The 20,950-nt window shown below is 70.5% G+C and carries 21 protein-coding genes and 2 pseudogenes; 6 read left to right on the top strand and 17 right to left on the bottom strand.

Going from position 1 to position 20,950, the window contains the following annotated elements; all coding sequences use genetic code 11:
• From ACFYOH_RS04155 to ACFYOH_RS04140, 4 genes are all read right to left on the bottom strand, one after another.
• Positions 1-2,412 (bottom strand): ATP-binding protein, encoded by a 2,412-nt coding sequence (locus ACFYOH_RS04155; protein ID WP_388620914.1) that lies wholly within the window; start codon positions 2,410-2,412, stop codon positions 1-3.
• A gap of 290 nt (positions 2,413-2,702) precedes the next feature.
• Entirely contained in the window at positions 2,703-3,026 is a 324-nt protein-coding gene (locus tag ACFYOH_RS04150) for an STAS domain-containing protein (protein ID WP_388620912.1), read from the bottom strand.
• 163 nt (positions 3,027-3,189) lie between these two features.
• Positions 3,190-4,038: a 3-hydroxyacyl-CoA dehydrogenase family protein gene (locus ACFYOH_RS04145; RefSeq protein ID WP_388620911.1), complete on the bottom strand. Its 849-nt coding sequence runs from the start codon at positions 4,036-4,038 to the stop codon at positions 3,190-3,192.
• 236 nt (positions 4,039-4,274) lie between these two features.
• On the bottom strand, positions 4,275-4,916 hold the full coding sequence (locus ACFYOH_RS04140) for a TetR/AcrR family transcriptional regulator (RefSeq protein ID WP_388620909.1): 642 nt from the start codon (positions 4,914-4,916) through the stop codon (positions 4,275-4,277).
• A 96-nt stretch (positions 4,917-5,012) separates the two neighbouring features.
• On the opposite strand from ACFYOH_RS04140, the gene ACFYOH_RS04135 reads away from it, so the two are divergent.
• The 3 genes from ACFYOH_RS04135 to ACFYOH_RS04125 are packed head-to-tail and all read left to right on the top strand — an operon-like array spanning position 5,013 to position 7,147.
• A complete protein-coding gene (locus ACFYOH_RS04135; protein WP_388620908.1) occupies positions 5,013-5,798 on the top strand; it encodes an ABC transporter ATP-binding protein in 786 nt (261 codons plus the stop codon).
• A 13-nt stretch (positions 5,799-5,811) separates the two neighbouring features.
• The gene (locus ACFYOH_RS04130) at positions 5,812-6,561 is read left to right on the top strand and encodes an ABC transporter permease (RefSeq protein ID WP_388620906.1); all 750 of its coding nucleotides are present in this window, start codon (positions 5,812-5,814) and stop codon (positions 6,559-6,561) included.
• 13 nt (positions 6,562-6,574) lie between these two features.
• Positions 6,575-7,147, top strand: a complete 573-nt coding sequence (locus tag ACFYOH_RS04125) for a cob(I)yrinic acid a,c-diamide adenosyltransferase (protein WP_388620904.1) — start codon at positions 6,575-6,577, stop codon at positions 7,145-7,147.
• 30 nt (positions 7,148-7,177) lie between these two features.
• Here ACFYOH_RS04125 and ACFYOH_RS04120 read toward each other — a convergent pair whose 3' ends face one another.
• The 4 genes from ACFYOH_RS04120 to ACFYOH_RS04105 form a co-directional block, all read right to left on the bottom strand.
• A complete protein-coding gene (locus ACFYOH_RS04120) occupies positions 7,178-7,396 on the bottom strand; it encodes a hypothetical protein (protein ID WP_388620902.1) in 219 nt (72 codons plus the stop codon).
• The gene (locus tag ACFYOH_RS04115; protein WP_388620900.1) at positions 7,396-7,803 is read right to left on the bottom strand and encodes a hypothetical protein; all 408 of its coding nucleotides are present in this window, start codon (positions 7,801-7,803) and stop codon (positions 7,396-7,398) included. The genes ACFYOH_RS04120 and ACFYOH_RS04115 overlap by 1 nt, the downstream gene beginning before the upstream one ends.
• An 85-nt stretch (positions 7,804-7,888) precedes the next feature.
• Positions 7,889-9,373 (bottom strand): ATP-binding protein, encoded by a 1,485-nt coding sequence (locus ACFYOH_RS04110; protein WP_388620898.1) that lies wholly within the window; start codon positions 9,371-9,373, stop codon positions 7,889-7,891.
• Positions 9,370-10,074 (bottom strand): response regulator transcription factor, encoded by a 705-nt coding sequence (locus tag ACFYOH_RS04105; RefSeq protein WP_388620896.1) that lies wholly within the window; start codon positions 10,072-10,074, stop codon positions 9,370-9,372. The genes ACFYOH_RS04110 and ACFYOH_RS04105 overlap by 4 nt, the downstream gene beginning before the upstream one ends.
• Before the next feature lie 156 nt (positions 10,075-10,230).
• Here ACFYOH_RS04105 and ACFYOH_RS04100 point away from each other — a divergent pair.
• From ACFYOH_RS04100 to ACFYOH_RS04090, 3 genes and pseudogenes are all read left to right on the top strand, one after another.
• Positions 10,231-10,808, top strand: a pseudogene (locus ACFYOH_RS04100) (two-component sensor histidine kinase); the annotation flags it as partial.
• Positions 10,808-11,191: pseudogene (locus ACFYOH_RS04095) on the top strand (LuxR C-terminal-related transcriptional regulator); the annotation flags it as partial. The pseudogenes ACFYOH_RS04100 and ACFYOH_RS04095, both read left to right, overlap by 1 nt.
• A gap of 137 nt (positions 11,192-11,328) precedes the next feature.
• Complete coding sequence (locus ACFYOH_RS04090) at positions 11,329-13,149, top strand: glycosyl hydrolase family 18 protein (protein ID WP_388620894.1); 1,821 nt, start codon at positions 11,329-11,331, stop codon at positions 13,147-13,149.
• Positions 13,150-13,223: 74 nt separating this feature from the next.
• Here the strand turns inward: ACFYOH_RS04090 and ACFYOH_RS04085 are convergent, their stop codons facing one another.
• The 9 genes from ACFYOH_RS04085 to atpB form a co-directional block, all read right to left on the bottom strand.
• Positions 13,224-13,670, bottom strand: coding sequence for a DUF2550 domain-containing protein (locus ACFYOH_RS04085; protein WP_351215662.1), 447 nt, complete (start codon positions 13,668-13,670; stop codon positions 13,224-13,226).
• Positions 13,671-13,824: 154 nt separating this feature from the next.
• Positions 13,825-14,199: a F0F1 ATP synthase subunit epsilon gene (locus tag ACFYOH_RS04080; protein WP_031171909.1), complete on the bottom strand. Its 375-nt coding sequence runs from the start codon at positions 14,197-14,199 to the stop codon at positions 13,825-13,827.
• Between the two features lie 112 nt (positions 14,200-14,311).
• Positions 14,312-15,748 (bottom strand): F0F1 ATP synthase subunit beta, encoded by a 1,437-nt coding sequence (gene atpD / locus ACFYOH_RS04075; protein WP_388620892.1) that lies wholly within the window; start codon positions 15,746-15,748, stop codon positions 14,312-14,314.
• Positions 15,748-16,665 (bottom strand): F0F1 ATP synthase subunit gamma, encoded by a 918-nt coding sequence (locus tag ACFYOH_RS04070; protein ID WP_388620890.1) that lies wholly within the window; start codon positions 16,663-16,665, stop codon positions 15,748-15,750. Before ACFYOH_RS04070 ends, atpD begins: the two co-directional genes overlap by 1 nt.
• Before the next feature lie 21 nt (positions 16,666-16,686).
• The gene (gene atpA, locus ACFYOH_RS04065) at positions 16,687-18,279 is read right to left on the bottom strand and encodes a F0F1 ATP synthase subunit alpha (protein WP_388620888.1); all 1,593 of its coding nucleotides are present in this window, start codon (positions 18,277-18,279) and stop codon (positions 16,687-16,689) included.
• A gap of 132 nt (positions 18,280-18,411) precedes the next feature.
• On the bottom strand, positions 18,412-19,227 hold the full coding sequence (locus ACFYOH_RS04060) for a F0F1 ATP synthase subunit delta (RefSeq protein ID WP_388620886.1): 816 nt from the start codon (positions 19,225-19,227) through the stop codon (positions 18,412-18,414).
• Positions 19,224-19,775: a F0F1 ATP synthase subunit B gene (locus tag ACFYOH_RS04055; RefSeq protein ID WP_388620885.1), complete on the bottom strand. Its 552-nt coding sequence runs from the start codon at positions 19,773-19,775 to the stop codon at positions 19,224-19,226. The genes ACFYOH_RS04060 and ACFYOH_RS04055 overlap by 4 nt, the downstream gene beginning before the upstream one ends.
• A gap of 40 nt (positions 19,776-19,815) precedes the next feature.
• Complete coding sequence (locus ACFYOH_RS04050; RefSeq protein ID WP_003992984.1) at positions 19,816-20,055, bottom strand: ATP synthase subunit C; 240 nt, start codon at positions 20,053-20,055, stop codon at positions 19,816-19,818.
• Positions 20,056-20,123: 68 nt separating this feature from the next.
• Positions 20,124-20,894, bottom strand: coding sequence for a F0F1 ATP synthase subunit A (gene atpB, locus ACFYOH_RS04045; protein ID WP_388620883.1), 771 nt, complete (start codon positions 20,892-20,894; stop codon positions 20,124-20,126).
• Positions 20,895-20,950: the final 56 nt, after the last annotated feature.

Here is a 20,950-nt window from a genome sequence, read left to right as displayed (position 1 = left end):
TCAGATGACCGAGCCGGACGACTGCGACGCGGTCCCCGAGTTCGTTGCGCTCCCCGAACTCTGCGGTGCCGTCGGGCCGCTCGCCGTGTCCGTCGTGGACGGGCCCGGGGCCGACGTGGACGCGGACGGCGAGGACGTGCTGGGTGACGGCGAGGTCGAGGCCGACGGGCTCGGGTCGGTCGACTTCGTCGGTGTCGGCGTACCCGACTTGGTCGTGGACCTGGACGGCGTCGGTGTCGTACCTCCCCCACCCGTGCCCCGGGTGTGGCTCGGGGCCGACGACGGCGATGTGGCCGGCTGGGACGGCGTCGGATCCTGCGTCGTGCCACCCGAGTCCGTGGGGCGGGGGACGGCCGGGGCCGAGCCGCCCGCCGACGGGGTCTGGTTCGGGTCGGCCCCGAGGGTGCCGTCGTCCGTGCCCTGGCTCGCCGAGGGGTTCACGTCGACCTTGCCGGCCGGGTTCTTGTCGGCGTTCTCGTTGGACGTCATGCCCAGCGTGACGACCGTACCCAGCACGGCGGCGAGCAGCGCCCCGGAGCCGACCGCCACGAGATTGCGGCGGGCCAGCCGCCGCAAGCCCCCGCCCCGCTCCGTGGTGGCCAGGAGCCTGGTCGTGACCAGCGGGTCACCGAGGGGCGGGTACGGCGGTGGGGCCGACTCCTCGTGCCGTACCTCCGGCAGCTCGTCCCCCGCCGTCGCGGCGATCCCGGGTACGTCACCGGAGCGGTCGGCGACCAGTGCGAGCGCTCGGCGCCCGGCGGTCGTGCCCCGCTTGTCGGCGAGCGCCCCGCGCAGCCCGATGGACGCCTCCAGCTCGGCGCGGGCCCGGTCGAGCTGACCCCCGCAGAGCGCGAGGACACCCAACTCGTGGTGGAAGTAGGCCTGTTCGGCCACCTCGCCGGTCAGCCGGGAGGCCTCCGCGCCGGACCGCAGGGCCCGTTCCCAGGCGCTCCAGTGCAGCCCGGCGGCGAACGCCGGCGAGGCCGTACGGGCGAGCCGTACCGCGCAGCTCTCCTCGCCCTCGGCCGGGGGTGCCGGGTGCGGGACGATCATGGCGAGCGCGGCCAGCACCGCGTCCGCCTCGGCGCACACCCGCTCGGGGGTGACCGACGGATGCCCGGCCCACCAGGTGTAGTGCTCGGCGGCGGCCAGCGCCTGGGCCTGAGCGTCGTCGGCGTACCCGGCGGCCTCCAGCTGGGCCTGCACCCCGGCCGCGAGCCGGTAGCGGGCGCCGACCGGCGAGACCAGTCCGCACCCGGCCAGCTCACCGAGGGCGGCGTCGGCGTGGGTGTCGCCGATCAGCGCCGGCAGATGCGCCTGGTGCGGCACCTCGCCGCCGAGGGCGACCGCGAAGCGCAGGGTGGCACGGGCGGAGGCGCTGAGCCGGGAGGCGAGCAGCGGGGCGGGCGCGGCGGCCTCGCCGAGGGAGGGCAGCGGGATCTCGTCCGCCGGCTCCAGGGACAGCTCCGCCGGCGGGCGTACGTCCTCGAAGACGCCGTACTCGTCCACCGCCCCCACGCCGGCCCGCAGCTCGTCGCGCTGCCGGAGCAGGGCCCCGGCCTGGACGAAGCGCAGCGGCAGCCCCTCGGACTCGAACCACAGGTCGCCGGCCCAGTTGGACTCCTCCTCGGTGAGGACGCGGCCGACGGTCCGCTCCAGGATCTCCACGCCGGCGGCGCGGTCGAGGCCGCTGAGGAAGACCTCCTCGACCTCGGCCCCCTCGGAGGGCGCGGGCACGTCGGGGGTGGCGCCGATCAGGAACGCGCACTCGGGGGTGGCGTCGAGGAGTTCGTCGAGCGCGGCGCCGCCGAACTCGACGTCGTCCAGGACGACGACCGCGCCGATCTCGCGGACCAGTGCGCGCAGTTCCTCCGGATCGAGGCGGTGGCGCGGGGCGTCGTAGACCGCGTGGAAGAGGTCGTGCAGCAGGTCGGTGGTGGTGCGGTGGAAGCCGGTGAGCCGGACCACGCCGTCGGGGGCGAGGTCCAGGCAGTCCTCGGCGACCAGCTCCAGCAGGGCCGTGCGGCCCGAGCCGCCGGGCCCGGTGAGCCGTACCGAACGCCCCCGGGCCAGCAGGCGGACCAGGCGCTCGCGCTCGTCCTGGCGTTCCAGCAGGGAGAGGGCCGGCTGGGCGGGGCCTGGCGGCACCGGCGGCCGGGCGGCCCGCTCGGCCTCGGCGCGCTCGGCGGCGGTGCGCTTGCGGGGCCGCACCGGCCGCCGGTCCGGCGGGCAGGGCTCTATCTCGCTGCCGTCCACGGGGTTCACGGTCAGCAGCAGGTCGCCGGCCACGACGTGCGCCGTACGGGCGAGCGCGGGCGTGCTCTGACCGAAGTCCGAGGTGAGGGACTCCCGGGGCGGGCGGCGGCTCGCCGCCTGACCGTGCTCCGCGGGTTCCCGGTCGATCGGGTCCATGGGTTCCATGGGTTAAGACCCCCCAAAAGCGTCGTGTGCCCGGATTCCGGCCCCTCCCGGCCTTGTCGCACACCGCGCTGTCGCTTCTGGTCCGGGCCCGCTCGTCGAGGGTTGCGAGGCGGCGGGCGACCGAACCCTAAACCTTCGCTCAGTATCTCCGACAGGGCGGGGTGCCGTGCGGTCCAAGACATCACAGTCCGGTGAGGATTGCCCCCGTCGTGCGCTTCGGCGGCTGTGTCCGGGTCTCAGCGGCCGCAGCGGTCTCCGTCCGGCTCAGACTCGTACGCGTCTCACACCCGGGGCTGGGACTCGACCCCGATGCCGCCTTCGATGGCAAGGATGCGGTGCAGCCGGGTGGCCACCAGCAGGCGCTGCATCTGCGGCGGGACACCGCGCAGCACCAGACGGCGCCCGCAGCGGCCGGCCCGCCGATGGGCGCCCATGATCACCCCGAGTCCGGTGGCGTCCCAGGAGTCCAGTTCGGACAGGTCGAGCACCAGGTCGCCGACTCCGGTGTCGACGGCCGAGTGCAGGGCCGTACGGGCGTCCGCCGCGCTGCGGACGTCGAGGCGGCCCCCGACGACCAGCTCGGCGTGGTCGCCCCTGATGTACATATGCGCTCCCCGTTGAGTGCGGTTGGCGTACTCCGTGACGTTGCAACGTCTGACTGTGTGAGTGGTGGTGCGGTTGCTGCTTGTAAGCGAACCGATACCGAATTCACCCCTGGGAGTGATACTCCCGGGGGTGATGTCCGGCGGATGTCCGTACGGAAGGTGCTCAGTACTTGTAGAAGCCCTGCCCGCTCTTGCGGCCGATGTCACCGGCGTCCACCATCCGGCGCATCAGCTCCGGCGGGGCGAACTTCTCGTCCTGGGACTCGGTGTAGATGTTGCTGGTGGCGTGCAGCAGGATGTCGACGCCGGTGAGGTCGGCGGTGGCGAGCGGGCCCATGGCGTGGCCGAAGCCCAGCTTGCAGGCGAGGTCGATGTCCTCGGCGGTGGCGACGCCGGACTCGTAGAGCTTGGTCGCCTCCACCACGAGGGCGGAGATGAGCCGGGTGGTCACGAAGCCGGCCACGTCCCGGTTGACGACGATGCAGGTCTTGCCGACGGACTCGGCGAACTCCCGCGCGGTGGCGAGGGCTTCGTCGCTGGTCTTGTAGCCGCGGACCAGCTCGACGAGCTGCATCATCGGCACCGGCGAGAAGAAGTGGACGCCGACGACCCGCTCGGGGTGCTCGGTGGCCGCCGCGATCTTGGTGATCGGGATGGCGGAGGTGTTGGAGGCGAGCACGGTGTCCTCGCGCACGAGCTTGTCGAGCGTGCGGAAGATCTCGTGCTTGACCTCCAGCTTCTCGAAGACGGCCTCGATGACGACGTCGGCGTCGGCGGCGGCGTCCAGGTCGGTGGTCGGGGTGATGCGGGCCAGGGCGGCTTCGGCGGCGGCCGCCTCGATCTTCCCCTTGCTCACGAACTTGTCGTACGAGGCCTTGATGCCGTCGGTGCCACGCTTCAGTGCCTCGTCGGTGACGTCCCGCAGGACGACGTCCCAGCCCGCCTGCGCGGCGACCTGAGCGATCCCGGACCCCATGAGACCGGCCCCGATGACGGCGAGCTTCCGTGCCACTCCGACTCCCTTGAACGCGCTCCAAGTCTGCTTCTCCGGCGGACCATAGCGCTCCGGCGGCGCTGTGTGAGCGGTTAGTAACGCGTGTCACGGTCTCAGACGCTGAGACACCGGTCACGTCTCGATCGACGGGCTGGGCGGCCCTCGAGCCGGCGGATCCGACAGGATTCCGGCCTCGCCGGCCGGAGCGCAAATCCTCGCGGGTCCGTGGCGGTTGGCGCCGTCCGGCGGCGCGCTCAGGCCTTGCCGCGTACGGCGTAGTTCAGGACGCGGTCGCTCAACAGGTCCTCGATGTCGTCGAGGAGGGCGAGTACCTCTCGGGAGACTTCGGCCGGTTTGCGGCCGGCCATCATCTCGCGGCCGATGGTGACGAAGACCGTCTGATGGATCCAGCAGACCTGACCGGCCATCAGGTCCGGCAGCGGGTCGTCGGCGGTGGCGCCGGTCTCCTCACGCAGGGCCGTCGTCACGTTGTCGTGGACTTCCTGCTGGAAGGTCCACAGGCGGGAGCGCAGGGGCGGCGCGTCATGGATGACCCGCATGAAGCGGTCGTAGCCGTCCATCAGGCCGACCCGGGGCGAGACGGCCTGGACCTCGGCACGCAGTTCGCGCAGGACGGCGCCGGCGGCGGACTCCCCCTCGTCCCGGCTGCGGATCCAACGGGCGAGGCGGTCGACCATGCCGGCGGACCGGTCGAAGAAGAGATCCTCCTTGGCCGGGAAGTAGTTGTAGACGGTGTTGACGGAGACGTTCGCCGCTTCCGCGATTTCGGCGACGGTGACCGCCTCGAAGCCGCGCTCCAGGAACAACCCCGTGGCGACATCCGAGATGTACTGCCGGGTCTGCCGCTTCTTCCGCTCCCTGAGCCCCTCTGCCATGCCCGCATCCTAGCTTCGCTGGAGGTCATGGAAACTTGACCAGAGTACAAATTTGGTGTCGTTACAAAGTTGTGCTGACTCTGTTTTTCTGGGGGCATGTCAGTAGTCATCAGTGCTGCGGGACTCGCCCGCACCTTCCAGACCAAGGCCGGATCCGTGGAGGCCGTGCGCGGCATCGACCTCGCCGTCCGCGAGGGCGAGATCCTCGGCTTCCTCGGCCCCAACGGCGCCGGCAAGACGACCACCCTGCGGATGCTCACCACTCTGCTGGAGCCGACCGGCGGCGCGGCCACGGTCGCCGGGCACGATCTGGCGACGGATCCGGCCGGGGTGCGTGCGGTGAGTGGGTACGTCGCCCAGTCCGGCGGCGTCGATCCGCAGATCAGCGTGCGGGAGGAGCTGGTCACCCAGGGGCGGATGTACCGCCTGGCGAAGGCCGAGGCGGCCGCGCGGGCCGAGGAGCTGGCGCGGGAGCTCGACCTCACCGGCCTTCTCGACCGGAAGGCCGGCGCGCTCTCCGGTGGCCAGCGGCGCCGTCTGGACATCGCGATGGCGCTCACCCATCGCCCGAAGGTGCTGTTCCTGGACGAGCCGACGACCGGCCTGGACCCGGGCAGCCGCGCCGACCTGTGGGACCTGGTCCGCCGACTGCGCGACGACCACGCCACGACCGTCTTCCTGACCACCCACTACCTGGACGAGGCCGACGCCCTCGCCGACCGCCTGGTGATCGTCGACAAGGGCACGGTCGCCGCCGAGGGCACGCCGAGCGCGCTCAAGCTCCGGTACGGCGGCTCGATCGACGCCACCCTCCAGGACACCTTCCTCGCCATCACCGGCCGCGGGCCCGCCCCGGCCGACGCCGCCCCCGTCGCCGTATAGGGATTCACAGACGATGCTTCTTCACGACACGCGCCTCATCTACGGCCGTTACCTCCGCCAGTCCCTGCGCTCCCGCTTCGCGCTGCTCTTCGGGGTGCTCACGCCGCTGCTCTATCTGCTCTTCTTCGGCCCGCTGCTCACCGGTCTGCCGCTGGGCGGCGGGGGCAGCTCATGGCAGGTGCTCGTGCCGGGGCTGTTGCTCCAACTCGGCCTGTTCGGAGCCCTGTTCGCCGGTTTCACGATCATCGTCGAGAAGGGGCAGGGGGTGGTGGAGCGGACGCGGGTGACCCCCGTCAGCCGGCTCGCCCTCCTCCTCGGCCGGGTGCTGCGCGACGCCACGGTCTTCGTCTTCCAGGCGGTGCTGCTGGTGCTGGTCGCGCTGGTGATGGGGCTGCGCGCGCCGCTCGGCGGCATCCTGATCGGCTTCGCGTTCGTCGCCCTGCTCACGGTGTCGCTGGCCTCGCTGTCGTACGCGCTCGGCATGAAGGTCCGCACCCCGCAGGAGTTCGGCCCGCTGATCAACATGGTGTCGATGCCGTCGATGCTGCTGTCCGGCCTGATGCTCCCGATGACGCTCGCGCCCGCCTGGCTGAACGTGCTGTCGCACTTCGTCCCGTTCCGCTACCTGGTGGACGCGGTGCGTGACGCGTACGTCGGCCACTACACGAGCGCGCACATGCTCTACGGCGTCCTCGTCGCCGTCGGTTTCGCGGCACTGGCGGTGACGGTGGGCACACGAGTGTTCCGGACGGCCGGGGCATAACTACGCTGGCCGCATGGTCAATCTGACGCGTATCTACACCAGGACCGGCGACAAGGGCACAACCGCGCTCGGTGACATGAGCCGGGTCGCCAAGACCGACCTCCGGATCTCGGCCTACGCCGACGCCAACGAGGCCAACGCGGTGATCGGCACCGCGATCGCGCTGGGCGGCCTGGACGCGGAGGTCGTCAAGGTCCTCGTGCGCGTCCAGAACGATCTGTTCGACGTGGGTGCGGACCTGTCGACGCCGGTGGTGGAGAACCCGGAGTTCCCGCCGCTCAGGGTGGAGCAGTTCTACATCGACAAGCTGGAGGCGGACTGCGACCGCTTCAACGAGCAGCTGGAGAAGCTCCGCTCCTTCATCCTGCCCGGCGGCACCCCGGGCGCGGCCCTGCTGCACCAGGCCTGCACGGTCGTGCGCCGCGCCGAGCGCTCGACCTGGACGGCCCTGGAGGCGCACGGCGACACGATGAACCCGCTCACCGCCACCTACCTCAACCGGCTGTCCGACCTGCTGTTCATCCTGGCCCGTATCGCCAACAAGGACGTCGGGGACGTGCTGTGGGTCCCGGGCGGGGAGCGCTGAGGACGCCGCACGCACCGGGACCCGTACGCGTCACTTGTCCGCGTCGCTCGTCGCGTCCCGGTCGGCCGCGGCGGCCGCTGACTCGGCGGCGTCCACCTTCTTCTGCATCTCGGCGTACCCGGAAGGCGCGGCGGCGGGCGTGCCGGACACCGCCGGGGTGCCGGCGGACGCCCCGGCGTGGTGGGCGCAGCCCGCGGTGAGCGTCACCAGGAGGGCGACCGCCGGCAGCGCCGCCCACGGCGCGCGCATCAACTCCCCGCCTTCCCGCCGTTGTTGTCCTGGCACCAGGTCCGGACGTCGTTCAGGTCCTTCTGGCGCTGCTGCAGACTGGTCACCAGCGACTTGCGGAAGTCCAGCCGGTCCTGGAGGAAGGTGGCGATCTGGGTGTGACCCGCCTTCTTCGCGTTGTCCACGCGCTGCTGCAGCCGGGCCACCGAGCCACGGGTGCCGGCCCCCGCGTCCAGCCGCTTCAGGGCCCGCTGGATCCGGCGGTCGATCTTGGGCACCCGCTTGCACAGGGTGTGCGCCCCGTCGCCGGTGGGGCCCGGCTTCGGGGTACTGTCGGCCGCCGCGGCCCCGGTGGTGCCCGCCACCGCCAGTACGGCCGCCATCGCCCCGCCCGCGAGCAGCGTGCGGGTACGTCGTCGTGCGTTCATCCTGCTCTCCGTTCCCTTCCCGGACGGCCCGGTGGTCCGTCCGGCCCCTTCCGGACGGACCGGTCGCCGTCCGACGGGACGGAGGCTAGGAGCGGTCTTTGGGAAAACTCTGTGACCGGTTCGCCCCGGCTGTGCCGATCAGCCAGTCCCGCCGGCCGGGCAGCGCGCCGTCGTCCGCGGGTGCCCCGCCGCCCTGCGCGGGCAGCCGTACCTCGAAGCGCGCGCCGCACCCGTCCGGCCCGTCCACGACCGTGACGCTCCCCCGGTGCAGGGCCGCCTGCTGGGCGACGAGGGTGAGGCCGAGCCCGGAACCGGCGCTGTCCGGGCCCCGCTGGAACCGCTCGAAGATCCTCGCGCGGGCGTCGGACGGTACCCCGAGGCCGTGGTCGTCGACCGTGACGAGGACCTGGCCCGCGCCGCCGGTCACGCCGACCCGCACCCGTGCCCGGCCCTGTGTGTCGCGGCCGTGGACGAGGGCGTTGCCGAGCAGGTTGTCCAGCAGCAGGCGCAGGCCGGGTTCCCAGCCGTGCACGGTGACTCCGGGTGCCGTGTCGAGGGTGATGTCGGCGTCCGGGGCGCGGCGCCGGGCCTCGGCCACGGCCGCGTCGGCGAGATCGGGCAGGTCGACGGGCCGGAACGCGTCGGCCTCCACCAGGTCCGCGCGCCCCAGGTCCCGCAGCATCACCAGGAGGCCGAGCAGCCGGGCGTGTTCGCGGTGCAGGTCGGCGAGGACCTCGGCGCGCTCCGGCGCCGGCAGGTCGGGGTGGTCGGTGAGGATGTCGAGGTTGGTGCCCATGCTCATCAGCGGGGTGCGCAGTTCGTGTGCGGCCGCCGAGGAGAAGGAGCGGGCGGTGTCCAGGGCCTGGCCGGTGCGGGCGGCCTGTTCGTCGTAGCGGGCGAGGACGGTTCTGAGGGTCGCGGCCAGTTCGTCGACCTCGCGCACCCCGGTGCGCTCCGCGGGCAGCCGGGTGGCGCTGGTGCGCGGATCGAGGCCGGCGGTGCGGCGGGTGAGGCGGGTCAGGGGCGCGCTCGCCCCGGTGGTCAGGCCCCAGGCGAGCAGACCGGACAGGGGTGCGGCGAGCACCGCGGTGAGGAGCACCCGGTTGCGGACGAGCCGGACCTGGGTGCGGTCGGCGGTGTCGGGCGAGAAGAGCCACAGCGTGCCGGAGGCGGTGGCGGTCCGCACCGGCCGGGCCAGGGCCCGCCAACTGCGCCCGTCGGCGCGGACGGTGGCGAAACCGGCGGACCGGTCGGGCAGGGTCACGGCGGGGCCGGGCTGGGGACCGCCGCCGAAGCTGGTGTCCGTCCCGACGAGCCGTACGCCGACGTCGAGGGCCGCGGTGAACAGCTGCCGCTCCCGGGTGTCGGTGGCCTTGGGGCGGCCGTTCGCCGAGGCCCGCAGCAGCGCCCGGGCGTCCGGGGCGAGGGCCACCGCGCGTTGCCGCAGGTGCTGGTCCTCGGCCCGGTGCAGGTCCCGGGCGACGAGGTGCAGCAGCAGCCAGCCGGCGGCGAGTACGAGCAGCGGGACGGTGCAGCCGACGGCGAGGGCGATCCGGGTGGTGAGTCTCACGGTGTGTCCCGCGGTTCTCTGAGCACGAAGCCGACGCCTCGCACGGTGTGGATCAGCCGGCCGCCGCCGTCCGCCTCCAGTTTGCGCCGCAGATAGCTGACGAAGGTGTCGACGGCGTCGGTGCGCACGTCGAAGTCGTAGCCCCAGACCCGTTCCAGGAGCTGGTCGCGGGTGAGGACGAGTCCGGCGTTGCGGGCGAGCACCTCCAGCAGCTCGAACTCGCGCCGGGTGAGGTCCAGGTGCCTGCCGTCCCGCTCGGCGGTGCGCGCGTCCGGGTCGATCACCAGGCCCGCGACCCGCAGCTCCGCGCGGCCGGTGGGCGGGCGGCGGCGCAGCAGGGCGCGCAGCCGCAGCACCAGTTCCTGCAGGGCGAACGGCTTGACCAGGTAGTCGTCGCCGCCGGCCTGGAGCCCGGCGATCCGGTCGGCGGTCTCGTCCAGCGCGGAGAGCATCAGCACGGGCAGGTCGCGGCCGTCGTCGCGCAGCCGGGTGCACACCTCGATGCCGCTCATGCCGGGCATCGACACGTCGAGCACCAGTACATCGGGCGGCGTGTCCCGGATCGCCGCCAGCGCCTCGGGGCCGTCGGCGGCGGTCCGCACCGCGAAGCCGCTCAGCCTGAGTCCGCGCTCCAGCGAGCGCCGGATCGCCGCGTCGTCGTCGACGACCAGCACCGCACCGGAGCCCGCCGTGTCCGTCATGCACCCCTCCTCGTCGCCGGTCAGCGTACGACCCCACGCCGGGCGGGCGGGGGCGGGGCGGCTACACCGTCTCGGTGTACGCCTGCGACCTTCGATGTACTCCAGACCATTCTCCCGGCTCACGCGAAGGGTGCAGTCCCCGTGTTGGCTAGGGGCATGCCCCTTCCGCTCCCCGCCCCCCGCGACGACGTGCGGATCGCCGTGGGCGGGCTGCTCGGCGGGGTGCTGCTGTGGCTGTTCGGGATCCATCCGCGGGTGCCCTCGGACCCACTTGTGCAGTGGGCGGCGCCCTGGGCGCCGTTGGTGCCGCTGGCGGTGACGGCCGCGTGCGAGCCGCTGCGCCGCTCCCGGCCGCGCATCGGTCTCGCGGTCGGCACGCTCGCGCTGACCCTGGACACGGTGACTCTGGGCAGCGTCGTCACGATCGTGCTGTACACCGACCTCGTGTACTCGGCCGTCCTGTACGGCACCCCGTCCTCGGCCCGCCGCATCCCCTGGATCACCGGGCTGCTGACCGTGCTCGGCGGGGTCGTACCGGGGCCGCCCTGTGGCGCGATCCGCAGGCGCTGCTGATCGGTGTGGGCATCGGCGTGGTGGCGTTCGCGCCGGCCGCGACCGGCTGGGTGGTGCGCAATCACCGGGACACCGCCGAGGCCGCCCGGTTGCGCGCCGAACAGACCGCGCTGCTGGCCGAGATGGACCGGGCCCGGGCGGTCACGGCCGAACGGGCCAGGAGTACGTGTTCGGGGCGCTGCGGGCGGGGGCGGCCGGGTTTCTGCTGAAGAACACCGAGGCCCGGGATCTGCTGGAGGCGGTGCGCACGGTGGCGCGCGGGGAGGGGATCGTCGCGCCGGCCGTGACCCGGCGGCTGATTGCCGAGTTGGCGGCCGGTCCGGTGCGGGAGACGACGAACGGTCCGGCCGTACTGGAGGGCCTGACCGGGCGCGAGCGGGAGGTGCTGTCCTGTGTCGGCCAGGGCCTGTCGAACGCCGAGATCGCCGAGCGGCTGCGGATGGCGGAGGGCACGGTGAAGACGCACGTCAGCCGGCTGCTGGCCAAGCTGGGGCTGCGCAGTCGGGTCCAAGCCGCCTTGCTGGCCCAGGAGTTGGGGATCTAGCGGCACAGCGGGGGCAAATTGGTCCAGACCTATTGACCGCTGGTCCAGACCTTTCTACTCTCGCAGCACCGTGGGCGTGATGGCTCAGTCATGCCCCTGGCACTCCCGAACATTCCTCCATATCGAGGAGGCGCAGCATGCGCTTCAGACACAGAGCCGCGGCAGGGTTCGCGACCCTGCTGCTCCCCCTGGCCGGCCTCGTCGGTCTCGCGAGCCCCGCCCAGGCCGCGACCAACGCCACGGCGAGCTTCACCAAGACCAGCGACTGGGGAACCGGCTTCGGCGGTCAGTGGACCATCAAGAACACCGGTACCGCCAGCATCAGTTCCTGGACCGTCGAGTGGGACTTCCCCTCCGGTACGTCCGTCACCTCCGCCTGGGACGCGGACGTCACCAGCTCCGGCACCCACTGGACCGCCAAGAACAAGTCCTACGACGGGACCATCGCCCCCGGCGCCTCGGTCTCCTTCGGCTTCAACGGCGCGGGACCCGGTTCGCCGACGAACTGCAAGCTGAACGGCGACAGTTGTGACGGTACGACCGTCCCCGGCGACGCCGCCCCGAGCGCTCCCGGCACGCCCACCGCCTCGAACATCACCGACACCTCGGTGCAGCTCAGCTGGGGCGCGGCCACCGATGACAAGGGCATAAAGAACTACGACGTGCTGCGCGACGGCAAGGTCGTCGGCACCGTCACCACCACGTCGTACACGGACAGCGGGCTGAGCGCCGGCACCGACTACTCCTACACCGTGCAGGCCCGCGACACCGCCGACCAGACCGGCCCGGTCAGCGGCGCGGTCAAGGTGCACACCACCGGCGGCACCACCACTCCCCCGACCACCGGCGACAAGGTCAAACTCGGCTACTTCACCGAGTGGGGCATCTACGGCCGCAACTACAACGTCAAGAACCTGGTGACGTCCGGCTCGGCCGCGAAGATCACGCACATCAACTACGCCTTCGGCAACGTGACCAACGGCCAGTGCGCGATCGGCGACTCCTACGCCGACTACGACAAGGCGTTCACCGCCGACCAGTCGGTCAGCGGCGTCGCCGACACCTGGGACCAGCCGCTGCGCGGCAACTTCAACCAGCTGCGCGAGCTGAAGGCCAAGTACCCGAACATCAAGGTGCTGTGGTCCTTCGGCGGCTGGACCTGGTCCGGCGGCTTCGCCCAGGCCGCGGCCAACCCGACCGCGTTCGCCGACTCCTGCTACAACCTGGTCGAGGACCCGCGCTGGGCCGATGTCTTCGACGGCATCGACATCGACTGGGAGTACCCGAACGCCTGCGGCCTGTCCTGTGACACCAGCGGGGCGGCGGCCTTCAAGAACGTGATGGCCGCGCTGCGCGCCAAGTTCGGTTCGAGCAAGCTGGTCACCGCCGCGGTCACCGCCGACGGCTCCTCCGGCGGCAAGATCGAGGCCGCCGACTACGCGGGCGCCGCGAGCTATGTCAACTGGTACAACGTGATGTCGTACGACTTCTTCGGCGCCTGGGACGCGCAGGGCCCGACCGCCCCGCACTCCCCGCTCACTTCGTACAGCGGCATCCCGAAGGCGGGCTTCACCACCGCCGACGCGATCGCCAAGTACAAGTCCATCGGCGTCCCCGCGAGCAAGCTGCTCATCGGCATCGGGTTCTACGGCCGCGGCTGGACCGGTGTCACCCAGGACGCTCCGGGCGGGACGGCCACGGGTCCGGCTGCGGGCACGTACGAGCAGGGCATCGAGGACTACAAGGTACTCAAGACGTCCTGCCCGGTCACCGGCACCGTCGCGGGCACGGCGTACGCGCACTGCGGCAGCAACTGGTGGTCGTACGACACCCCGTCGACCATCGCCGGGAAGATGAGCTGGGCCAAGTCTCAGGGACTCGGCGGCGCGTTCTTCTGGGAGTTCAGCGGCGACACCAGCGACGGTGAGCTGGTGAACGCCATCAGCAGCAACCTGTAGAAAGACCCACTAAGCGACGTTGGCGCTCCCCCAGACTTCGTCCGGGGGGACCCCCACCCAGCGAGTGAATGTGGCTACGCCACATTCACTCGCTGACCGGGCGGGGCTGCCTCCAGCCATGCTAGGAATCCGGTCAGCGCGTCTTCGCTCATGGCGAGTTCGAGGCGCGTGCCCCGATGGGTACAGGCGAGGACCACCGCGTCGGAGAGCAGCGCCAGTTCCTCCTCGCCCTCGGGCAGCCGGCGGCCGGCCACCTCGATGGCGGCGCGCTCCAGGGTGCGGCGCGGGCGGAAGGCGTAGGAGAAGACGCGGTACCACTCGATGCGGTCGCCGTTGTAGCGGGCGACGCCGTAGGACCAGCCCTTGCCGCCCGCGTCCGGTTTCTCGGCCACGTCCCAGCGCAGGGAACAGTCGAAGGTGCCGCCGGAGCGCTGGATGAGCCTGCGGCGCAGCCCGAACAGGAACAGTCCCACCACCACGAGCGCGACCACGATCCCGCACACAGTCAGAGCGAGGACCATCGGCACCGACCTCCTCGTCTCCTAGGTAGGGGAACTGCTTCTGTCACTGAGTAATGAAACCGGAAAAACACCCACATCTGCCTCAGCCGCGACCGGCACCGGATTGCTCCGGGCCGGCCGCGGCTGAGTGACGTCAACGTACCGCGCGGCTGGTTCAGCGCGCCGCCGCCGCACGCAGGCGAACGTCTGCGCGGCGCTCGGCGGCGGCGTCGCCCTCCGCCTTCGCGCGCTCCAGCTCCCGCTCCGTGCGCTGGACATCGATCTCGTCCGACAGCTCGGCGATCTCGGCCAGCAGGGACAGCTTGTTGTCCGCGAACGAGATGAAACCGCCGTGCACCGCGGCGACGACCGTTCCACCGTCACTCGTACGGATGGTCACCGGGCCCGACTCCAGCACACCGAGCAGCGGCTGGTGACCGGGCATGACGCCGATGTCGCCGGACGTGGTGCGCGCGACGACCAGGGTGGCCTCGCCGGACCAGACCTGGCGGTCGGCGGCGACCAGCTCGACGTGCAGCTCAGCAGCCAAGGGTGGCTCCTCGGGTCACCACCCGGCAGGGGCGCCGGGTGTTGGGGTCAATTCTAGTGGGCGTGGATGAGGGGGCGGGACGCGCCCGCCCCCTCGGACGAACTCAGGGAGTTCAGGAGACGCCCAGCTCCTTGGCGTTGGCCTTGAGGTCCTCAAGACCACCGCACATGAAGAACGCCTGCTCCGGGAAGTGGTCGTACTCGCCGTCGCAGATCGCGTTGAACGCGGCGATCGTCTCGTCCAGCGGCACGTCCGAACCGTCCACGCCGGTGAACTGCTTGGCGACGTGGGTGTTCTGGGACAGGAAGCGCTCCACGCGACGGGCACGGTGGACGACGAGCTTGTCCTCCTCGCCGAGCTCGTCGATACCGAGGATCGCGATGATGTCCTGCAGGTCCTTGTACTTCTGCAGGATGTTCTTCACGCGCATGGCCGCGCTGTAGTGGTCCTGCGCGATGTAGCGCGGGTCCAGGATCCGGGACGTCGAGTCCAGCGGGTCCACGGCCGGGTAGATGCCCTTCTCGGAGATCGGACGGGAGAGCACCGTCGTCGCGTCGAGGTGGGCGAAGGTGGTCGCCGGGGCCGGGTCGGTCAGGTCGTCGGCGGGGACGTAGATCGCCTGCATCGAGGTGATCGAGTGACCGCGGGTCGAGGTGATGCGCTCCTGCAGGATGCCCATCTCGTCGGCCAGGTTCGGCTGGTAACCCACCGCGGACGGCATACGGCCGAGCAGCGTGGAGACCTCGGAACCGGCCTGCGTGAAGCGGAAGATGTTGTCGATGAAGAACAGCACGTCCTGCTTCTGGACGTCACGGAAGTACTCGGCCATGGTCAGGCCGGCCAGCGCGACGCGCAGACGGGTGCCCGGGGGCTCGTCCATCTGGCCGAAGACCAGCGCGGTCTTGTCGATGACGCCCGAGTCGGTCATCTCCTCGATGAGGTCGTTGCCCTCACGGGTGCGCTCACCGACACCGGCGAACACGGAGACACCCTCGTGGTTGTTGGCGACACGGTAGATCATCTCCTGGATGAGCACCGTCTTGCCGACGCCGGCGCCGCCGAACAGGCCGATCTTGCCGCCCTTGACGTACGGGGTGAGCAGGTCGATGACCTTGACGCCCGTCTCGAACATCTCGGTCTTGGACTCGAGCTCGTCGAAGTTCGGGGCCTTGCGGTGGATCGGCCAGCGCTCGCCGTCGTAGGACTCGTCGACGTTCAGCACCTCACCGAGGGTGTTGAACACCTTGCCCTTGGTGAAGTCGCCGACGGGGACGGAGATGGCCGCGCCCGTGTCGGTCACCGGGGCCTGGCGGACCAGACCGTCGGTGGGCTGCATGGAGATGGTGCGGACCAGGCCGTCACCCAGGTGCTGGGCGACCTCCAGGGTCAGCGTCTTCTTCTCGCCCGCGTTCGCCGGGTCGGCGACCTCGACGTGCAGGGCGTTGTAGATCTCCGGCATCGCGTCGACGGGGAACTCCACGTCGACGACCGGGCCGATGACCCGGGCGACGCGGCCCGTAGCCGTCGCGGTCTCAACAGTGGTGGTCATTATCGGTCACTCCCCGCGGTCGCGTCGGCCAGGGCGCTCGCGCCACCGACGATCTCGCTGATTTCCTGGGTGATTTCGGCCTGGCGGGCCGCGTTGGCAAGACGGGAGAGCGTGTTGATCAGCTCGCCCGCGTTGTCGGTGGCCGACTTCATCGCACGCCGCGTGGCGGCGTGCTTCGAGGCGGCCGACTGGAGCAGCGCGTTGTAGATCCGGCTCTCCACGTAGCGCGGCAGCAGGGCGTCGAGGACGTCCTCCGCCGACGGCTCGAAGTCGTACAGCGGGAGGATCTCGCCCTTGGGGGCGGCCTCCTGCGCGACCTCCTCGAGGCGCAGCGGCAGCAGCCGGGCGTCGAGCGCCGTCTGCGTCATCATCGAGACGAACTCGGTGAAGACGATGTGGAGTTCGTCCACGCCGCCGTCCGCCGTCTCCTTCTCGATGGCCTCGATCAGGGGCGCCGCGACCTTCTTGGCGTCCGCGTACGTCGGCTCGTCCGTGAAGCCCGTGAACGACTCCGTGACCTTGCGCTCACGGAAGTTGTAGTGGGCGACACCGCGCCGGCCGACGATGTACGTGTCGACCTGCTTGCCCTCGCGCTCCAGGCGCTCGGTCAGCTGCTCCGCCGTCTTGATGGCGTTGGAGTTGAAGGCGCCGGCCAGACCGCGGTCGCTCGTGAGGAGCAGGACCGCGGCACGGGTCGGGTTCTCCGCCTCCGTGGTGAGCGGGTGCTTGGTGTTCGAGCCGGTGCCGACCGCCGTGACCGCGCGCGTCAGCTCGGTCGCGTACGGCGTGGAGGCCGCCACCTTGCGCTGCGCCTTGACGACGCGCGAGGCGGCGATCATCTCCATCGCCTTCGTGATCTTCTTGGTCGCGCTGACGGATCGGATGCGACGCTTGTAGACCCGGAGCTGGGCTCCCATGAGTCAGGTCCCTTCCTTACGTCACTTGGCGGCAGCGGCAGGAACGTCCTCGCCGAGCAGCTTGCCGTCCGAGGTCTCGAACTGCTTCTTGAACTCGGCCACCGCGTCGTCGATCGCCTGGATCGTGTCGTCGGACATCTTGGCGCCCTCCTTGATGGAGGTCATCAGGCCCTGGTGCTTCCGGTGCAGGAAGTCGATCAGTTCCTTCTCGAAGCGGCGGATGTCGGCGACCGGCACGTCGTCCATACGGCCGTTGGTGCCGGCCCAGACGGAGACGACCTGGTCCTCGGTGGCCATCGGCTGGTACTGGTCCTGCTTCAGCAGCTCGACCATGCGCGAACCGCGCTCCAGCTGGGCCTTCGAGGCCGCGTCCAGGTCGGAACCGAAGGCGGCGAACGCCTCCAGCTCACGGAACTGGGCGAGGTCGACACGGAGCCGGCCGGAGACCTGGCGCATCGCCTTGTGCTGCGCGGAACCACCGACTCGGGAGACGGAGATACCGACGTTCAGCGCGGGGCGCTGACCGGCGTTGAACAGGTCCGACTCCAGGAAGCACTGGCCGTCGGTGATGGAGATGACGTTGGTCGGGATGAACGCCGAGACGTCGTTGGCCTTGGTCTCGACGATCGGCAGACCGGTCATCGAACCGGCACCCATGTCGTCGGAGAGCTTGGCGCAGCGCTCCAGCAGCCGGGAGTGCAGGTAGAAGACGTCACCCGGGTAGGCCTCACGGCCCGGCGGGCGGCGCAGCAGCAGGGACACGGCGCGGTAGGCGTCGGCCTGCTTCGAGAGGTCGTCGAAGATGATCAGGACGTGCTTGCCCTGGTACATCCAGTGCTGGCCGATGGCCGAACCGGTGTACGGCGCCAGGTACTTGAAGCCGGCCGGGTCGGACGCCGGGGCGGCGACGATGGTCGTGTACTCCAGGGCGCCGTTCTCCTCTAGCGCGCGGCGCACGCCGGCGATGGTGGAGCCCTTCTGGCCGATGGCGACGTAGATGCAGCGGACCTGCTTCTTGGGGTCGCCGGTGCGCCAGTTGTCGCGCTGGTTGATGATCGTGTCGACGGCCAGGGCGGTCTTGCCGGTCTGGCGGTCACCGATGATCAGCTGACGCTGACCGCGGCCGATCGGGGTCATCGCGTCGACGGCCTTGTAGCCCGTCTCCATCGGCTCGTGCACCGACTTGCGCTGCATGACCGTGGGGGCCTGCAGCTCAAGGGCACGGCGGCTGTCGGTCTCGATCTCGCCGAGGCCGTCGATCGGGTTGCCGAGCGGGTCGACGACACGGCCGAGGTAGCCCTCGCCGACCGCGACGGAGAGGACCTCACCGGTACGCGTGACCGGCTGACCCTCCTCGATGCCGCTGAACTCACCGAGGACGATGGCACCGATCTCGCGCTCCTCGAGGTTGAGGGCGAGGCCGAGGGTGCCGTCCTCGAACTTCAGCAGTTCGTTGGCCATGGCCGAGGGAAGACCCTCGATCTTCGCGATGCCGTCGCCGGCAAGGGTGACCGTACCGACCTCCTCGCGCGAGGCCGCGTCCGGCTTGTACGACTGGACAAAGTTCTCCAGCGCGTCCCGGATCTCCTCCGGCCGGATCGTGAGCTCCGCCATCTGGGTTCCCTGCTCTCCTTGTTGGGCCCGAAGTTTCACTTGGGGGGTCTGGGGGCGACCCCCAGGAATCCTCTGCACGGCCCAACCAGGGCCGTAAGTACGTACTGCTCTTCTCGAAATATCGAGTTGCTGCTAGCTCGCCATGCGGCGGGCGGCGTCATCCAGCCGGTCCGCGAGGGAGCCGTTGATGACCTCGTCACCGACCTGTACCCGGATACCGCCGACGACCTCGGGGTCCACGTCCAGGTTGAGGTGCATCCGACGGCCGTAGAGCTTGGCGAGGGCGGCGCCGAGGCGCTGCTTCTGGCCGTCGCTCAGCGGCACCGCCGAGGTGACGACGGCGACCATGCGGTCCCGGCGCTCGGCGGCCAGCTTGGACATGGACTCCAGTCCCGCTTCCAGGCTACGTCCACGCGGCGCGGTCACAAGGCGCACCACCAGACGCTCGGTGACCGGCTTGGCCCGTCCGCCGAGCAGCCGGTGCAGCAGCTCCGTCTTGGCCGCCGTGCCGGCGGCACGGTCGGTCAGCGCGGCGCGCAGCTCGGTGCTGGAGGAGACGATCCGGCCGAACCGGAACAGCTCGTCCTCGACGTCGTCGAGGGTGCCCGTCCTCTCCGCGGCCGTGAGGTCGGCGATGCTCGCCAGCTCCTCCAGCGCGTCCACCAGGTCGCGGGGCTGCGACCAGCGGGAGCGCGCCATTCCGGCCACCAGGTCGGCGGCGGACCCGCTGACCTGGCCACCGATCAGACGCTGGACCAGCTCCGCCTTGGCCTCTGCGGGCTGCGCCGGGTCGGTGAGGACCCGGCGCAGGCCGGCCTCGCGGTCGAGCAGCGCGGTGACGGCCGCCAGCTCGTCGGCGAGCGAAGCGGCGTCGACGGACGTGGAGTCCGTCAGCGCGTCGAGACGCTCACGTGCGGCTGCCAGGGCCTCGCGGCTCGCTCCGTTCATCGCGTGGCCTCGGCCTTCTCCTCGAGCTCGTCGAGGAAGCGGTCGATCACACGGCTCTGCCGGGCGTGGTCCTCCAGGGACTCGCCGACGAGCTTGCCGGCCAGTTCGGTGGCGAGCCTGCCGATGTCCTGACGCAGCGTCTGCGCGGCGGCCTTGCGGTCGGCCTCGATCTGGGCGTGACCGGCGGTGACGATCTCCTCGCGCTGCCGCTGGCCCTCGGCCCGCATCTCGGCGATGAGGGCGGCACCCTGCTCCTGCGCCTCCTGGCGCAGGCGCGCGGCCTCGTGCCGGGCCTCGGCGAGCTGGGCCTTGTACTGCTCAAGGACGCTCTGGGCCTCCACCTTCATGGCGTCGGCCTCTTCGATGCCGCCTTCGATCGCCGCGCGACGCTCCTCCAGAACCTTGTTGATGTTCGGAAGCAGCTTCTTCCAGAAGAAGAAGAACACGATGGCGAAGGCGATGGTGCCGACGAGCAGCTCGGGGCCCTCGGGAATGAGCGGGTTCCCGCCCTTCTCCGGAGCCGCCAGCTGTACCAGGTTGGCGATCACATCAGTGCCTTTCGTCGATACGTGTCGGTGAGGGAAGTCTTTACTTCACACCGAACACGAACGGCATGACGATGCCGATCAGGGCGAGCGCCTCACAGAAGGCGAAGCCGAGGATCTGGTTGGCGCGGATCAGACCCGCGGCCTCGGGCTGACGGGCGAGCGCCTGGGTGCCGTTGCCGAAGATGATGCCGACGCCGATGCCGGGGCCGATGGCCGAGAGGCCGTAACCGACGGAACCGATGGAACCGGAGACAGCGGCGAGGGTCTCAGTGGCAGCCATGCTGAATCTTCCTTTTCTTTACGGACCGGTGGGGGTTGGCCACCGGACGACCTGGAGGTGGGGGCGGCTCAGTGGTGCTCGGCGAGAGCGCCCTGAACGTAGGAGCAGGCCAGCAGTACGAAGACGTACGCCTGGACGGCCTGGACGAAAAGCTCGAAGCAGATCATGGCCATCGTCATCACGAAGGAGACACCGGCGGCCGGGATCATCCAGCTGTTCAGCAGGTACCAGGAGGCGACGGTGAACATCACCAGCATCAGGTGACCGGCGAACATGTTGGCGAAGAGTCGCACCGCGTGCGTGAACGGGCGGACCAGCAGGTTCGAGAAGAACTCGATGAGCATGACCAGCGGGAGCACCGCGCCGAGCGACTTGTCGTAGCCGGTCACGTTCTTGAAGAAGCCGACGAAACCGTGCCGCTTGAAGGTCAGCCCGACCCAGAGGATCCAGACGATCACGGCCAGCACCATCGGGTAGGCGATGATCGAGGCGACCGGGAACTGCGCCAGCGGGACCACGGACCAGACGTTCATGATCCAGACGAAGAAGAAGAGGGAGACCATGAACGGCACCCACTTCTCGCCCTCGCGCTTGCCGAGGGTCTCGTACACGATGCCGCGGCGCACGAAGTCGTAGCCGGCCTCGCCGATCATCTGCAGCTTGCCCGGGACGACCTTGGCGTTGCCGAAGGCGGACCAGAAGAAGCCGACGACGAGCGCGGTGGTGATGAGCGCGAGCAGCATCACCTTGTTGAAGTCGAAGCCCCCGACCGTGGCGATCGGCTTGAACAGGAACGAGTGCAGGCCCGGAGCCGGGAAGCCACACCCGTTGTCGGACATGATCCGACAACTCCAGTCAAAGGCGAGCTGGGTCTGGTCAGCACTCACCGCGGGCT

This window comes from Streptomyces sp. NPDC007856 (assembly GCF_042868225.1).
Lineage (GTDB): Bacteria > Actinomycetota > Actinomycetes > Streptomycetales > Streptomycetaceae > Streptomyces.
This window is presented reverse-complemented; position numbering and strand designations above follow the sequence as displayed.

Coding starts and splice junctions, on each gene's coding strand:
- ACFYOH_RS04115 (WP_388620900.1), bottom strand. CDS start 7,803: ATGAACGCACGACGACGTACCCGCACGCTGCTCGCGGGCGGGGCGATG.
- ACFYOH_RS04120 (WP_388620902.1), bottom strand. CDS start 7,396: ATGCGCGCGCCGTGGGCGGCGCTGCCGGCGGTCGCCCTCCTGGTGACG.
- ACFYOH_RS04125 (WP_388620904.1), top strand. CDS start 6,575: ATGGTCAATCTGACGCGTATCTACACCAGGACCGGCGACAAGGGCACA.
- ACFYOH_RS04135 (WP_388620908.1), top strand. CDS start 5,013: ATGTCAGTAGTCATCAGTGCTGCGGGACTCGCCCGCACCTTCCAGACC.
- ACFYOH_RS04090 (WP_388620894.1), top strand. CDS start 11,329: ATGCGCTTCAGACACAGAGCCGCGGCAGGGTTCGCGACCCTGCTGCTC.
- ACFYOH_RS04085 (WP_351215662.1), bottom strand. CDS start 13,670: ATGGTCCTCGCTCTGACTGTGTGCGGGATCGTGGTCGCGCTCGTGGTG.
- ACFYOH_RS04070 (WP_388620890.1), bottom strand. CDS start 16,665: ATGGGAGCCCAGCTCCGGGTCTACAAGCGTCGCATCCGATCCGTCAGC.
- ACFYOH_RS04050 (WP_003992984.1), bottom strand. CDS start 20,055: ATGGCTGCCACTGAGACCCTCGCCGCTGTCTCCGGTTCCATCGGTTCC.
- ACFYOH_RS04155 (WP_388620914.1), bottom strand. CDS start 2,412: ATGGACCCGATCGACCGGGAACCCGCGGAGCACGGTCAGGCGGCGAGC.
- atpB (WP_388620883.1), bottom strand. CDS start 20,894: ATGTCCGACAACGGGTGTGGCTTCCCGGCTCCGGGCCTGCACTCGTTC.
- ACFYOH_RS04130 (WP_388620906.1), top strand. CDS start 5,812: ATGCTTCTTCACGACACGCGCCTCATCTACGGCCGTTACCTCCGCCAG.
- ACFYOH_RS04105 (WP_388620896.1), bottom strand. CDS start 10,074: ATGACGGACACGGCGGGCTCCGGTGCGGTGCTGGTCGTCGACGACGAC.
- ACFYOH_RS04060 (WP_388620886.1), bottom strand. CDS start 19,227: ATGAACGGAGCGAGCCGCGAGGCCCTGGCAGCCGCACGTGAGCGTCTC.
- atpD (WP_388620892.1), bottom strand. CDS start 15,748: ATGACCACCACTGTTGAGACCGCGACGGCTACGGGCCGCGTCGCCCGG.
- ACFYOH_RS04140 (WP_388620909.1), bottom strand. CDS start 4,916: ATGGCAGAGGGGCTCAGGGAGCGGAAGAAGCGGCAGACCCGGCAGTAC.
- ACFYOH_RS04150 (WP_388620912.1), bottom strand. CDS start 3,026: ATGTACATCAGGGGCGACCACGCCGAGCTGGTCGTCGGGGGCCGCCTC.
- atpA (WP_388620888.1), bottom strand. CDS start 18,279: ATGGCGGAGCTCACGATCCGGCCGGAGGAGATCCGGGACGCGCTGGAG.